General features: G+C 67.4%; 15 protein-coding genes. 9 read left to right on the top strand and 6 right to left on the bottom strand.

The window, feature by feature from the left end:
• Positions 1-193: 193 nt before the first annotated feature.
• The 4 genes from V9F06_01420 to V9F06_01435 all read right to left on the bottom strand — a co-directional run bounded on the left by V9F06_01420 (position 194) and on the right by V9F06_01435 (position 3,513).
• On the bottom strand, positions 194-847 hold the full coding sequence (locus V9F06_01420; protein MEI2616281.1) for an IS630 family transposase: 654 nt from the start codon (positions 845-847) through the stop codon (positions 194-196).
• A gap of 37 nt (positions 848-884) precedes the next feature.
• Entirely contained in the window at positions 885-1,346 is a 462-nt protein-coding gene (locus V9F06_01425) for a helix-turn-helix domain-containing protein (GenBank protein MEI2616282.1), read from the bottom strand.
• A 284-nt stretch (positions 1,347-1,630) separates the two neighbouring features.
• Positions 1,631-3,154: a hypothetical protein gene (locus V9F06_01430; GenBank protein MEI2616283.1), complete on the bottom strand. Its 1,524-nt coding sequence runs from the start codon at positions 3,152-3,154 to the stop codon at positions 1,631-1,633.
• Between the two features lie 128 nt (positions 3,155-3,282).
• Positions 3,283-3,513, bottom strand: coding sequence for a hypothetical protein (locus V9F06_01435; protein ID MEI2616284.1), 231 nt, complete (start codon positions 3,511-3,513; stop codon positions 3,283-3,285).
• On the opposite strand from V9F06_01435, the gene V9F06_01440 reads away from it, so the two are divergent.
• Positions 3,503-3,937, top strand: a complete 435-nt coding sequence (locus V9F06_01440) for a hypothetical protein (GenBank protein MEI2616285.1) — start codon at positions 3,503-3,505, stop codon at positions 3,935-3,937. The genes V9F06_01435 and V9F06_01440 overlap by 11 nt on opposite strands.
• A 103-nt stretch (positions 3,938-4,040) precedes the next feature.
• On the opposite strand, the gene V9F06_01445 is transcribed toward V9F06_01440, so the two are convergent.
• Complete coding sequence (locus V9F06_01445; protein MEI2616286.1) at positions 4,041-4,466, bottom strand: TIGR03667 family PPOX class F420-dependent oxidoreductase; 426 nt, start codon at positions 4,464-4,466, stop codon at positions 4,041-4,043.
• Positions 4,467-4,644: 178 nt separating this feature from the next.
• On the opposite strand from V9F06_01445, the gene V9F06_01450 reads away from it, so the two are divergent.
• From V9F06_01450 to V9F06_01470, 5 genes are all read left to right on the top strand, one after another.
• Positions 4,645-5,661: a queuosine salvage family protein gene (locus V9F06_01450; GenBank protein MEI2616287.1), complete on the top strand. Its 1,017-nt coding sequence runs from the start codon at positions 4,645-4,647 to the stop codon at positions 5,659-5,661.
• Between the two features lie 200 nt (positions 5,662-5,861).
• On the top strand, positions 5,862-7,025 hold the full coding sequence (locus tag V9F06_01455; GenBank protein ID MEI2616288.1) for an MFS transporter: 1,164 nt from the start codon (positions 5,862-5,864) through the stop codon (positions 7,023-7,025).
• Between the two features lie 98 nt (positions 7,026-7,123).
• Positions 7,124-7,441, top strand: a complete 318-nt coding sequence (locus tag V9F06_01460; GenBank protein ID MEI2616289.1) for a hypothetical protein — start codon at positions 7,124-7,126, stop codon at positions 7,439-7,441.
• A 42-nt stretch (positions 7,442-7,483) separates the two neighbouring features.
• Positions 7,484-8,377, top strand: coding sequence for a major capsid protein (locus V9F06_01465; GenBank protein MEI2616290.1), 894 nt, complete (start codon positions 7,484-7,486; stop codon positions 8,375-8,377).
• A 51-nt stretch (positions 8,378-8,428) separates the two neighbouring features.
• Positions 8,429-9,796 carry a phage portal protein gene (locus V9F06_01470; protein MEI2616291.1) on the top strand — a complete coding sequence of 456 codons (1,368 nt, stop codon included), beginning with the start codon at positions 8,429-8,431 and terminating at the stop codon, positions 9,794-9,796.
• Between the two features lie 139 nt (positions 9,797-9,935).
• On the opposite strand, the gene V9F06_01475 is transcribed toward V9F06_01470, so the two are convergent.
• A complete protein-coding gene (locus tag V9F06_01475; protein ID MEI2616292.1) occupies positions 9,936-10,250 on the bottom strand; it encodes a hypothetical protein in 315 nt (104 codons plus the stop codon).
• 74 nt (positions 10,251-10,324) lie between these two features.
• Between V9F06_01475 and V9F06_01480 the strand changes: the two genes are divergently transcribed.
• The 3 genes from V9F06_01480 (at position 10,325) to V9F06_01490 (ending at position 14,421) form a co-directional block, all read left to right on the top strand.
• A complete protein-coding gene (locus tag V9F06_01480) occupies positions 10,325-10,891 on the top strand; it encodes a hypothetical protein (GenBank protein ID MEI2616293.1) in 567 nt (188 codons plus the stop codon).
• Positions 10,892-11,234: 343 nt separating this feature from the next.
• Complete coding sequence (locus V9F06_01485; protein ID MEI2616294.1) at positions 11,235-13,004, top strand: hypothetical protein; 1,770 nt, start codon at positions 11,235-11,237, stop codon at positions 13,002-13,004.
• Between the two features lie 418 nt (positions 13,005-13,422).
• On the top strand, positions 13,423-14,421 hold the full coding sequence (locus V9F06_01490; protein ID MEI2616295.1) for a peptidoglycan recognition family protein: 999 nt from the start codon (positions 13,423-13,425) through the stop codon (positions 14,419-14,421).
• The last annotated feature ends 145 nt before the right edge of the window (positions 14,422-14,566 follow it).

Below are 14,566 nucleotides of genomic sequence, written 5' to 3' on the forward strand. Positions count from 1 at the left end.
CTCGGAATGACAAAGGGCGGGACCGGCTGTCACCCGGCTGGCTTGTCATCCTGAGCGCGCACGCGAAGGATCTCTCCTGCGATCGACTGGCGCCAGCGTGGGAGAGATTCCTCGCTGAGGCTCGGAATGACAAGTATCAGGGGTGGGCGCCGCGGTTGACAGAATCACTGCGGTCGACTACTCAGTACAGCGACTAGCATGAAGTGTCCAGTTCAGGGACCGGATACAGCCGGCGTAATTTGATGCGTGCGTGCTCCACCATGAAGTGCCATTGCACCGGTTTGGCGCGGCTGTTGCGCCGGGTTGTCCAGGCATCAACCGCCTGCTGCAAGTCCGTCGGCGTGGGGATGCGCTGATCCAGACATTGGCGCACCAGCGCACTAAACTCCAGTTCGGCGATGTTCAGCCACGAAGCATGCTTGGGGGTGTAATGCGGTTCCAGCTTGTCGCGAATGCGCTTTGCCTCCCGGGGCGGGAACGCCGCATAGAGTGAGTGGTCGGCATGGATGTTGAGATTGTCGAGCACCACCACGATCCGCTCCGCCGTCGGGAAGACCTCATCGACGAGATGGCGCATGGCGACGGCCCAGTCGACCCGGGTGCGCCGCTCGGTGACGGTGATGCCTCGCTGTCCAAGATGGGGCGCACACCAGAGAAAGAGGTTGGCACTGCCGTGGCGGATATAGGCCGGATCTTCCCGCAGCGCGTGACCGGGTCCAGCTGGCTGACTGGGACGGACATCGCCCCGGAGTGCTTTGCCACTCTCGTCAAAGCAGACTAGTGGGGACGCAGTGGGTCGATCGGTCGAGCATAGACGTCGAGCACATCTTCCATGGCTGCGACGAATCCCGCATCAGGCTTCCCGGACAGACACCAGCTGCGTTTCAGCCACGGCTTGAGGACGTTTTTTTAAGTGTCATGCGGACCGTCTCCGGGCACACCTGGGGGACAATCTCCTGCTCCACCACGGTATCGGCCAGCAAGCGCAGCGTCCAGCGGGCAGCACCCGCTGGTGCAGGACTACAAGCAAGCGTGGTCAGCCGGGCTTCCGCTGCGCCATCAAAGCGTCGCCGATAGACCCGTGTCGAGGGACGTCGCCCCAGACTGGCGGCCAGACCCTCACGACAGCATCGTTCCCGGAGTCGCGCGACCGTCCGGGGACTGCATTCCAGTGCCTCCGCAATCTGGACATCGGTCCACCGTGGTCCGGCGATACTGGCATCGGCTTTGAGCAGGATGCGGGCGCGTTTAAGGCGCCTGGCATGGGCGGACCCTGTCTCAATGAGCTGGCGCAATTCCGTTCGTTCCGCTGCCGTCAGCCGTACCACGTGTTGCTTATTACTCATGCCAGACCCTCCCGCTGGTGCACACAAACTGCGTTGCATCCCATCAGCCAGTTCTGTGCCAACAAGTCACTTCATGCTAGTCGCTGTACTCAGTGCTCCGACCAGCGTGATGTGTCATGCAATGTGGTGCGACAGCCACCCCGGCCGTTTGTCATGCTGAGCCTCAGCGAAGCATCTCCTCATGCTGGACACAGTCGAACGCAAGAGAGATCCTTCGCGTGAGCGCTCAGGATGACAGCGTACAGGGAAGCTGCCAACCTGACACATCATGCTAGTCGAAGCACTCAGGATGACAGGGCAGAGGTGATGCCACGTGCCTCACGGGGTCTCCAGTCGTCGCGGTCGAGGACGGCAACGAGGGCGAACGACATCAGCAGGTCATCGTGGAGGCGCTGGTCCTCGACGCCCCAGCGCAGAAGCTTGCCGGGGCCGGGGAGAACGGTGTAGCGGCAAGCGGCGAGCTGCTGCCAGAAGCGACGGTCCAGACGGTGCTGCTCGGCGTCGGCGTCGGGGTCTGGCGCGCAGACCTGGACGCGGCCGGCGTCGATCAGGCCGAGAAGGTCCCAGGCGAGCTGGCTCTTGGAAGCCGAGGAGAAGACGAACGGGGTGACGACGCGCTCGCCGAGGGTGACGGCGAGGAAGCCGGCCAGCCCGGCCCCGACGCCGGTCGCATCCACGACGACGCGCCGCACCCGCCAGACTCGCGTCGCCAGGGCGACGATGCGGTCGTGGAGGACAGGGTGGGGCGTGCCGGTCCACTCGTAGCGGGCGATGATGTCGTACGACGGAAGGGACGGGGGACGAGGGACGGGGGACGAGGAGAGACCGGGAGGTGAGAGGATGCGGACGACGGTGGCGACGGTGGAGTCGCGGCGGGGAGCGAGGGCACGGAGGGCGGCGTCCTGGAGGCCGGATTCTTCGGGGCCGGCCACGTCGATGGTGAGGGCGTACGTCGCGCCGGGCGGGTCGGTGGGGTCGGGGCGGGAGAGTGGCGGGAAGCTGCCACGCAGCGGCTCGCGACGCTCGGGCGGGAACAGGATGCCATCGTCATCGAGCTCCTCCAGCTCGTACTCGGTGCGGATGTAGGGGTGATGCTCGCCGAGCAGCGCCATCTGGCGCCGAACATAGTCGCCATAGGGCGGCAGCTCGGCGGCGACATCGCGCCAGGGGACGAGGAAGCGGCGACGGACATCGTCGGCATGCTCGAGGCCGGCCAGCAACCGGAGCTGGCGAGCCAGCAGGGTGGAGCTATTCCAGACGGTGCCCATAAATAGCGTGGTCGCGTTCGTGGAAGCGGCCATCGGGGCGAAGACGGCGTCCCAGGTGTCCGGCGCGATGTCCTGCGCCTCGTTGGCGACAAGCAGCAGGTCGGCGGTGTTACCGCGCGAATGGGCGGTCGGGGCAGCCGAGAGGTAGCGGACCGAAGCGCGGCCCATCTCGACGATCGTGCCCTCGCGGACGCGGTACCGACCGGCGGTGTACGGGCCATCCAGCCGGGCAAGCAGACGATCGCGGGCGATGATGCCCTGCGGCCGCACGGCCGGGAGGGCGACGACAACGTTGCCACCGATCTGCTGGTAGCGCCAGAGCAGCCAGGCGCACAGCTGGGCCAGCATCTCGTCCTTGCCGGACTGGCGGGCGAAGACGGCGGCGAACTCCATGCCGCGCCCATCGACGACACTGCCGGCCACTGCCCGCGCGACCGGGGTCTGGTAGGCGCGCAGCCGGTGCGCTGGCGCCTGGACATGGCCGAAGCGGACGACATCGTCCAGCCCAGGACGAACGTCGGCGGCGAGGGGGTGCGGCATAGCGGCGCTCCGTTCGAAACTGGGATGGGGGAAGACGGCCCTCACCCCCTGCCCCTCTCCCAATGCTGGGAGAGGGGGGAGTTGGGCAGCATTGGCGAGCCGTTCGCGTTTGCCTCGTCCCCCGTCCCTCAAACAATCCGCGAGAGGATTTCGCCGATGACGGCGGCGACGACGAGGTAGAAGAGGGAGTCGACGCGCTGGCGGGTGGCGGTGACTTCACGGACGAGGTCTTCGACCATCTGGCGGGTAACGACTTCGTAGACGCTTGCCGGATCGAGATCGACGGGCCGGCGCGGCGGCTCGGGCCGGCGGCCGAGGAGGACACGGGCGAGTCGGGGTATGCGGGTCGTGTCGATCACGCGTCACCTCCTGGGCGTCGAGCTCGTCGAGTGCGCGGGCGATCTCGCCGTCGAGCTCGCTGGCGGGGTTGTCCAGCCGGGACTGCGTCTGGATGGTGCGGACGATGACGTTGCACAGGCTCGCGACGCCCTGGGCGAGGCGGCGGTCGTCGCTGGCGTCGTCCATCGCATCGAGCAGCCGGCCCAGGACCAACCGCGCCGCGGCGAGCTCGTTCGCGAGGGAAGGATCCTGGCCGAGAGCGACCATCTCGGCATGGCGATCAGGGGGCATATGACGCGCCTTTCGTCGAAGCGGGAGACGAGAGGTATTCAGGGCCTCTACTATTCGAACGCGTTCTGGGACGAAAAATGGGACATTCGGGGGGATGGGGGACGAGGGACGGGGGGACGGCAGCGCCCCCACCCCCTCCCTTTGTCATCCTGAACCGCAGTGAAGGATCTCCCCCGGCCGGCTGCGGTCGAACGCAGGAGAGATCCTTCGCGTGCGCGCTCAGGATGACAAGGCGGCGGGAGAGGCTGCGCGGCGCCTACGTCCGGTACTTTGTCGGGGTGATGATGAGGGGGGCGGAATAGGTGGCGGCGAATTCGGGGAGGGTGTAGCCGAGGTCGATGATGTGTGCTTCGTACTTGGCGACGTAGGCGGGAGAGGCGTCGCAGGCGGGGTGCGACTCGTCGATGGCGGCGGCGCCTTCGATGCGGATGACGTCTGCGCCCCCGTGGGTGTCGTCGACGACGAGGGAGACGCGGGGGTTGCTGGCGACGTTGCGTAGCTTGACCTGGTTCGGCCGGCTATAGATGACAGCCGTCGCGCCATCCCAGAGGAACCAGACGGGGACCGTGTCCGGCTGGCCGTCGGGGCGGACGGTGGTGAGCCAGGCGACGATGTCGCCGCGCAGGCGGGCTGCGACGTGGCGGCCGCGTTCGGTGCTGGTGTCGAGCGTGATGTCGGGCACTGGTTCTCTCCTTCTCGTCGGGCGCGGGTCGCCGGGACGAGAATAGCATGCGAAGGGATGATGGGTTGGAGGTGGGGCGCGCACGAGGTTTACCCTTGCGAGAAAGTCACGCCCTTCTTTGCTGGCACGGGAGTTACCGGTATTCTGGGGGCCACTGAGAGGTGAGAGGAGAGCGCGGATGGTGGTGCGGCTGGAGCTGGATGTTTCGCGTGATCCCCTGCGGGTGCTGGAGAGCACGCAGCCGATCGTCGAGCAGGCGAGGCAGGTGCGGATCGATCAGCAGCAGGTTCAGCGTGCGGCGGCGTTGATCGAGGGGCTGCCCGCGCCGACGGCGGACTGGGACAGGATGCTTCATCCGATATCGGACGATCCGGCGAAGCTGGCCAATCTGGTTCTGGTGGTCGACGCGCTGAACTTCTGCTTCTGGTCGTTGCCTGGCTCCGACCGACCGCGCTGGCAGGTGACCTATCAGGGCACGACCTACGACGGCTACGCGGCGCTGGCGGTCGCGCTACGGCGGGCCGTCGAGGGGGGCTATCCGCTGTGGGATGGCGACCTGCTGGGCACGATCACCGAGGCGGAGGTGACCGAGCTGCTGGCCGGCGACCCGGGGAGCGAGGCGATCCCGCTGCTCCACGCACGGATGACACATCTCCGTGAGGTCGGCGTGGCGCTGGTCGAGCGCTGGGACGGGTCGTTCCTGCACGCGATCCGGGCAGCTCGCGGATCCGCGCCGAGGCTGGTTGCCGAGGTGCTGCGGGCGCTGCCGTCGTTCCGCGACACTGCCCCGTGGGGTCAACGCGAGGCTCGGTTTTACAAGCGCGCGCAGATCCTTGTTGCCGATGTGTTCGGCGCGTTCGCCGGCCAGGGGCTGGGCGCGTTCCACGACCTCGACACTCTCACCGCCTTCGCCGATTACAAGGTGCCACAGGTGCTGCGCCAGTTCGGGGTGCTGTCCTACGAGCCAGATCTGGCGGGCAAGATCGCGCGCTGCGAATTGATCCCGCCGGACAGCGACGAGGAGCTGGAGATCCGCGCCAGCACGGTCTGGGCGGTCGAGCTGCTGCGTCAGGAGCTGAGCCGTCGGGGCCGGCCGACGCCGTCCTACGCGATCGACTGGGCGCTCTGGCAGGCAGGCCAGTCCCTGCCGGCGAACACAGACCCATATCACCGAACCCTGACGGTGTATTACTGACGAAGGGATGAGGCTCGCAGGGACGCCTCTCGTATTCGCCGCCATTGCCGCCACGGATGCCGCGCGCACCCCCATCCTCACCTCTCCTCATCCCCTTTGCCTCATTCCTCATCCCTCGACTTCCCCCATCCCTGCTACGCTTCGTCGGTCGTGGAGTCGGGTGGGGAGGGCGCGTGCGGGCAAAGGGGTCGAGAACAACGGTGGCGGCTGAACACTGGCGGCCGGGGCCGGCCTTCGGGCTGATCCTCAGCCACTTCGCGTTGTTCGGGATCATCGCCGGGGTGCGCGGGGTCGTCTGGGCGGAGATGGTCGACGCGCTGCGGATTGGGTCCGGCGCGTTCGGCACCGCCCAACTCGCGGCATCGTTCGCCTCAATCGCCGCGGTCGTCCTCTATGCCCGAGTGGCGGCGAGGACGGGCACTCGGAGCATTGCGCTGGTTGGGCTTGCGCTGATCACCGCATCCATGCTCGGCCTGGCGGGGGCAGGATCGCTGGCCACGCTCATTGTCGCGCTGGCCATCCTCGGGGCCGGCACCGGCCTGCTCGATGGCGCGATGATCCAGGGTTCGGTGGATTGGGAGCGGTTGGCCCGGCGGGCGCGGATGAACGTGATGCACGCGGGGTTCAGCATCGCCGCAGTGGTTGGCGCGATCGGCGCGGGGATCGGGTTGGCGGCCGGCGCCAGCTACAACGCTCTCCTGGTTGGCGCGGCTGGCTTCAGCCTGCTCACCTTCGTTGCCACGCTGTTTATCGCCTACCCGCCGACCGGCGAATCGGCCAGGGAGGAGCGCGGCGACTGGCGGGTGGTGTTGGCCTCCGGCGCGGTGCGCACGCTGATCGGGATCATTCTCTTCGGCATCGTCGTCGAGAGTGTCGCCTTCATCTGGGCCGTGATCTATCTGCGCGAAGAGCTGGGCGCTTCGGCTGCGGCGGGCGGGGCGAGCTTCGCGCTCTTCAACGCGACGATGTTCGCCGGCCGGCTGGCGAACACGCCGCTCGTCGCCCGATCCGGCCCACGCGTCTCGCTACTGGCGTCCGGCATCGGGATCGGCGCTGGCGGGCTGCTACTCGTCGTCGCCGGGAGTGTCCCGCTGGCGATGGCGGCGCTGGCGCTCGTCGGGCTCGGTGTGGCCGGCATCTTCCCGACTGTCATGAGCGCCGCCGCTGCTCGCCTTCCGGATCGGAGCCGCGAGTTGACGGCGGTCGTCATGATCGTCACCTATCTCGCGTTCATGGTGACCCCGCCCGCGATCGGCTGGGTCGCCGAGCTGAGCTCGCTGCGAATCGCGATGATCCTGCTGCCGGTGAGCGGCGGGGCAATCGTCTGGCTGGCGGCGCGAGGGCGTGAAATGACGCAGGCATAAGCTCTTCGACCCTAAATGTCCCATTTTTCGTTCCAGATCCCGTTCGAATAGTAGAGGGGTTGTAACGGACGACCCCAACACCATCGAACGGAGGACCGATGAGCGACCACGATGCGATCGAGGCGGACCGGGATCCGGAGCCACGGATCGGCGATGACGCGGCGCTGCTGCGCGATCTGATCGTGCAGGCCAATCCCGATGTGATCCCGGAACTGGTCCAGGGGGCATCGCTGCGCGAGATGCTCGATAGCCTGCCGGCCGCTCGCGCCGCCTTTGCCCGCGTCGCCGAGGTGACGGCAGCCACGACCACTCCCCCTGTCCCCTCAGGCAATGTGATCCGATCACGCGAACTGAACCTGGCTGACCTCGGGCCGGCGGCCAAGGTGCGGGCCGGCATCGACGCGATCCGGCGCTAGCAGGGCTCGACCACCAGATTTCGACACGAAGGGAATGTCCAGATGGCGATGACGAAGGTTGAAGCGGCGAAGCTGACGAACGACGTGCTTCTCGCGGGCGTGATCGAGACGATCATCATGGAGTCGAGCGTGTTGCAGATGCTGCCGTTCGAGGACGTGATCGGCACGGCGATCACCTACAACCGCGAGAACGCGGCGCCGACGATCGATTGGTACGCGCCGGGCGACACGTGGAACGAGGGCACGCCAACGTTCACGCAGAAGACTGCCGTGCTGAAGATCCTCGGCGGTGACGCGGACGTCGACAATTTCCTACAGCAGACGTACCGGAATCCCAACGACCTCGAAGCCGAGGTGTTGCTGTCGAAGGCGAAGGCGACGGCGTATGAGTTCAGCAAGAAGTTCTACCAAGGGGACTCGGTTGGTTTTCCCAACGAGTTCGACGGGCTGGCGAAGTTGACGGCGGCGGAGAGCCGGGAAACGACGGCGGGCGCGAACGGCGCGGCGCTGACGCTGGACATGATGGATGCGCTGGTCGACACGATCATGCCGGGCCGGCCGGACGCGCTGCTGATGTCGAAGCGGACGCGGCGGAAGTTGAGCGCGCTGCGGCGGGCGAGCGGTAATCTGCTTGAGACGGGGGTCGACGCGTTCGGCCTGCGCGCACTCTATTACGACGGCATCCCGCTGTTGGTCGATGACTGGATCCCGACGAACGAGGTACAGGGGTCGAGCGGCGCTGTCTGCTCGAGCATCTATGCGGTGAAGTTCGGCCGGCAGGGCATCACTGGTCTCGAGAACGGCGGCATTCAGGTCGAGCAGGTCGGGGAGCTCGAGACGAAGGATGCGACGCGAAACCGGATCAAGTGGTATTGCGGGCTGGCGCTGATGGGTCCGCTCGGTATCCAGCGGTTGAAGGGCATCAACGCGAGCTGATCTCGCTCCCCTGCATATTCCACGGCATCTCGTGTCTCGAAAGGAGTCCCGATGCACCCCGTCGCCGCTCCCACGGCCGGCCGGCTGGCGGCATGGCTGCTGACCCAGGATACGCAGCGGATGAACCGCTATCAGGAACACCTCGATTTCTACGACGGCCGGCAGTGGACCGGCGCCCGGAGAGCCGGGGAGACGCGAATCGTGCTCAACTACGCGCGTGTCCTGGTTCGCAAGGCGGTCGCCTATCTGATGCCCGCGCCGGTGACGTTCGATGTCCTGCCCGGAACGTCAGACGTGCCGGAGGAGACCATCCGGCTGGCCGAGCGGGCGTTGGCGGCCGTTTACGACGAGATCGACCAGCACGCCGCAGATGTGCAGTCGGCACTCGACGCGGCCGTTCTCGGTGATGGCGCATTCAAGGTCACCTGGAGCGATCGCCACCGTCGCCCGGTGGTCGCGCCGGTCGATCCGGCCGGCCTTTGGGCGTGGTGGGAGCCAGACGACCCGCGCACGATCTACCGCGCTATCCAGCGCTACCGCGTCCTGCCGGCGGAGGCCGAGCGGCTGTTTGGCCGGCCGCTGAACGCGGCCACGGGCGGTGGCCGGCCGCTCACGGTCATCGAGGACTGGCTCGCCGATCGATATCGTGTCGAGGTCGACGGCGCGGTGGTCATCGACGCGGCGAATCCCTACGGATGGGTGCCGTATGTGATCTATCCGAACGTCCCCCGACCGCACGAGTTCTGGGGCGCGTCCGACCTCGAAGACCTGGTCGACGTCTGTCGCGAGCTGAATCAGCGAATGACGACAATCTCCCACATCCTCCAGGTCAGCGGCTACCCGGTCACCGTGCTGGAGAACGTCTCCGGCAGCGAAGGTATCCGCGCCGAGCCGGGCGCAGTCTGGGAGCTCCCGGAGGCGTCGAAGGCCTACCTGCTCGACATGCTCGGCAGTGGGATCGGCATGCATATTGATTACGTCAACTTGCTCTATCGTCAGCTGCACGATCTTTCCGAGACGCCGCGGACTGCCTTCGGCGATTCGGGCCGCTCGCTCTCTGGCGTCGCGCTGGAAGTCGAGATCCAGCCGCTTGTCCAGAAGGTGACGCGTAAACGGCGAGTGTGGGACGCCGTCTACGCCCAGCGCAACGCATTGGTGCTGGACCTGCTGGAGCGCTTCGGCGGTCTGCCACTGGCCGGCCTGCGCCGGACCCGCCCGATCTGGCAGGAGATCCTGCCGAGCGATCGCGAGAAGCTGGTTCGCGGCGAGTCGCGCCTCGTGGCCAGCGGCGTCCACTCGCGCCGGCAGGCGATGGCTATCCTCGGCGAGTCCGATCCCGACCGCCGCTGGGCCGAGGTTCTCGACGAGGCCGCGGCGCTGCACACCATCGGATACGAAGGGGTGCTGGATGGGGGATGAGGGAGATGGCCCTCATCCCCTGCCCCTTCTCCCAATGCTGGGATAAGGGAATGTCCGGTCGTTTGCTGATACCCGTTCCCCTGGATCGAAGGGACGATCGAAGGCCGAAAGCGATCCTGCCCTCATCCCCATCCCTCGATTACGCGATCTCCTCCATCTGGACATACCGCAGCGTCTCGGCCGGGCGATCCGGGCCGTTGGCTCGGTCGCCAATTGCCTGCCAGCCCGCGTCGGCCTGCTCCTTCGCCCGGATCTCGCGGAACGCCTCCAGGCCCTCGTACTCGATTGCGATGCTGACATTGCCGGCGTCCGGCCCGTCTACCACGCGGAAGACACGCACCGTCCGGCGTGAATCGACCCGTAGCATCTCCTTCTTTGCGTCGCGCATCAGCTGAACGAGATCATCCTCCCGCCCCGGCTCGGCCCGAAACGTCTTCATCGATAACAGCGCCATCGTGATTCCCCAATCATTCGAATCGAATGTAGCCCGGACAGGATACGGCACGCCGGGAGAAGTGGAACACCCGTATGACCACCCTCAACGCGCTCCGTGCGCGGCTGCGGACCCGGCTAGAAGAGGCGACCCCGGCCGTATGGACCGACACCGAGCTCGACGAGTGCCTGACCGGCGCGCTGGAGCAGTACTCGGACCGGTATCCGGCGGAGATCGAGAGCGTCGTCGCCGTCGGCAACGGGGACAAGAGCGTCGCGCTGCCGGCCGGCGCATTCGCGGTGCGCCGGGTAACGCTGGCGAGCGGCGAGGTCGTCCCACGCCGGGGAGCGCCGTCGGGATCGATCGCCGGAGAGCGGTTGGCCTGGGAAGTATTCGCCGGGCTGCTGCGCTTCTCCCGGCCGCTGGCCGCGCAGAACGTCCGGGTCTGGCACCTGTCGCCGCAGTCGGTGACCACCCTGCCAGCCGCCGACGAGGGTCTCGTCGTCCTTCTGGCCGTCGCGGCCGCCGTCGATGCCCGGGCCATCCAGAACGCCAAGCGCGGGATTCCGACCGACCACGACCTCCTGAATCGCGCCCGGGCCGCGGCCGAGAGCGCGCTGAGCGAGAGATCGCGGCGACTCCGCGCGAGCGTCGTGGGGTAGGCCCTCACCCCCCGCCCCTCTCCCAACCCTGGGAGAGGGGTGTCATAGATCGGACGCATCGGCTGTCGTCTCCCTCGTCCTCGCCCCCAAAGATGGGAGTGGTGGCCGCGATCAGCGGCGACATCGACGCCGCTCTTCTCTCCTCTCCCAGCCTTGGGAGAAGGGAACAGAAACGCCACAGCAACACGTCCGATCCATGACACCCCCCTCTCCCAAGGTTGGGAGAAGGGGAACAGGAACACCGCAGCAACACGTCCGACCCATGACACCCCCCTCTCCCAAGGTTGGGAGAGGGGGCGGGGGGGGGTGAGGGCCGCCCACCCAACTCTGAAAGGAACCCCTCATGCCCGACTACGACATCACTCTCGGCGGCGCGGCCTACATGATCATGCCGGGTGGTTACCGATTGGCAGCCGGCAGCCCGGGAGGCGCTCGGGTCGGACGGCAGCGGGTGACGGCGGCGGATGGCGTCCTCGCCAGCCTCGGCGCGTTACCGGACAGGGCTGGCGGAGTCGGTCCTGGGCCGGCGGCTCAGATCGTCGCTGGCAGCATCACCTCCGGCCAGCCTGCGCTGTGCGCCAGCGACGGGGAGTATCTGTTCATCGCCAGCGGCACAACGCTGTATCGCTGGGATCGCGCGGTCGGTCACGCCCCCGCCACCCGGGCGACCCTGCCGGCCGCGGCAACCTGCCTGACCCGCGCGAACGGCCTGCTCTTCATCGGCTTCGGCGCGACGGCCGATGTCGCCAGCTGGAACGATGCGACAACGACCCTGACATCGTCGGCGCTCGGCGCGGGCGTCAAGGCGTCGATGCTCGGCTCGCACAGCCGCGGCGTCGTGGTTGTCGGGCCTACCGCGCCGGCCAACCTCCATATCTATTTCGGCAGTAGCCTCGCCTATCGACGCTCGTGGAAGCTCGACGCTCGAATTCGCGCGCTCGCCTCGTTCGGCGACGGCATGGTTATCGCCACCGACGCGGGCCTGCATCGTCTCTCCGGCGAGTGGTATCAGGAAGCCGACCCGCCCCCGCCGGACGACAGCCTCCGCCTTGCCGCCTGGAGCACCGTCGCTGGCCAGCTTCAGGACACCGACGACTTTGCCTGGCTCGTCGTCTTCCACGGCCGGCTTGTGGCCTGGCTCGGGAAGCGCGTGGTCTGGCACGACACCGCGCGCGGGTGGTGGCTGCCGGCCGGTCTGGACGGCGCGGCGACATCCGGCGCGGCAGTCGTCAACGGCTGGCTGATGGTGAGCGTCACACCACGCGCCACGCCGACGGCCACGCAGCTGTGGGGCTACGACGGCACAGGCTGGTGGAGGCTCGCCGTGGCCGATCCCGGCGGTCCGCTCGGCACGCCAACCGCCGATGGCGGCGGGAGGATCGTCACGATCGACCGGTCGACCGGCGTCCTTGCCGCCAGGAATCTCGACGACAGATTGACAGCTTGCGGCCCTCGTCAGCTCCGTCACGATGACCACCCACCCGATCGATGCTGGCGAGCCGGAGCGAGAGAAGCGCTGGAGTCGGGTCGGGGTCACGCTGGGCCGGCTGGATGGCGCGACCATTGGCGAGTGGACGATCGCGCTGGACTACTCGACCGACGGCGGAGCGACGTGGCAGAGCGCCGGGCCGGCGACGAGTGTCACAACCAGTGCCGCTTCTGTCGAGTTGGAGATCGACGCAACCGCCCCGGCAATCCTGCTGCGGGCCACGATGACGCGCGTCTCCGGCCTGCCCCCGGCCGTTCGGACCATCTGGGCCGAGCACGAGACGCCCGGCGATCCTCGCCGTCGTTGGGGCAACTCCGCATCCGCGCCCGCGACCGGGCGATCAACCGCGCTGGCCAGCTCGATCCCCGGACGCCAGCGCAGGTCCGCGCCGCGCTCTGGGCGCTCTGGCAGGCCGGTGGCACGACGACGTTCCAGGACATCGACGGCTCGCCCGCCCGTCCTGTCCGCATCGTTGCTCTCCGCGAAGAAACCCCGCGCCCTTCCGACCACGACGCCATCGCGGTATTCGAGGTCGAGATGGTCGGAACGGTAGGGACGAGGGATGGATGGGGAAGACGGCCCTCACCCCCTGCCCCCTCTCCCAATGCTGGGAGAGGGGGTTAGAGGTTGTGCGCTCTGAATACCCGTCCCTCGTCCCCCGTCCCCCGTTGACGACTGAAAGGAACAATCGTGCATATCACCGAGCGTGATTCCTTTGTTGCCACGCCGCGAATGACGCGGGACCGATTCGTCGGCGTGCTGGCCGAGGCCGGCTCGCCGTGGGCCGGCCAGGCTGGCGAGATCCACGACCTCATCGTCGGCGCCGGCCACGATCCAGCCATCTGGCTGGCGATCTGCGCCCGCGAGCATAGCTACGGGACGAACCGCGACTCCGTCCTCTGGCGCAACGACACGCGCTCGTGGACCAACGCGCGGAGCGTCCGCGACCCATCGATCGGCGGATGGGAGGTCGTCCACGATTCGATCCGTAAGTCGGACTACGTGCGCTACGCCACACATCTTCGACTCGGTCCGCGACGGCATGTACCGCGTCACCGACCCGGGTTATCGCTATGTAAAGGAAGGGAGGACGACGATCGGCCAGGTCCTGGCGATCTGGACGGAGTCGGACTCCGCTGCCTACACAGCCGCCGTCGTCGCGCTGATGAACTCGTGGCGCGACGCGACCACCCAGGGAGGGGTCGTTGAGGGGCTGGGCCTCACCGACGTTCGCCACCTGCTGGCGCGTCGCTCTCCGGCCGATGGCGTTCCGGCCGGCCCGTACGCGCGCAGGCCGCTTGCGGAGAAGCGCGGTGTCGTCGTCCACTACTCCGGCCCGGAGGTGCGCGACCGGGCCAATACGCTGGCCGTCCTGCAGGCCGAAGCACGCTACCACGTCGACAAGGACTGGGCGAAACCTGAGCGGCCGGCCTGTTATGGGGACGGACTGATGTACCACGTCGCGATCGGCGACGACGGCGCGCGCTATCTCTGCCGCGACCTCGAAGATGTCCTCTGGCACTGCGGCGTGACGGCACAGAACGAGACCGCCCTCGCGGTTCACGTCCCGATCGGCGACAAGCAGCGCGCCACGCCAGCGCAACTGGAGTCGTTGCGCGGACTGATCGACACCTGGCGCGCGCTGACCGGTACGCCGGTCGAAGAGGTCTGGGGACACCAGGAGCTGTCATCGACCGACTGTCCCGGCACGCTGATGGCTGATTTCGTCGTGCCGTATCGCCGAGGGAGGCTTGCGCCGGTGGAGACGCAGCAATGGTTCCCCGAGACCGGCCACTCGGTCGGCGGGGCGTTCTGGCAATTCTGGCAATCGCGCGGCGGTCTGCCGATCTTCGGTTACCCGCTAACCGACGAGCTGAGCGAGAGCGGGCAGACCATCCAGTACTTCGAGCGCGCCATCTTCGAATGGCATCCGGAAAGCGACGACCTCTGGAAGGTGCAGCTCCGGCGGCTGGGAGCGAAAGCGCTCGCCACGGCCCTCACCCCCCATCCCCCTCTCCCAATGCTGGGCGAGGGGGAGTAACTGACCCATGACACCCCTCTCCCAGGATTGGGTGAGGGCGAGTAACTGACCCATGACATCCCTCTCTCAATGCTGGGGCGAGGGCGCATGACACCCCTCTCCCAGGGTTGGGAGAGGGGCAGGGGGTGAGGGCCAGCCTCCCCAT

Source organism: Thermomicrobiales bacterium (assembly GCA_037045155.1).
Taxonomy (GTDB): Bacteria; Chloroflexota; Chloroflexia; order Thermomicrobiales; family CFX8; genus JAMLIA01.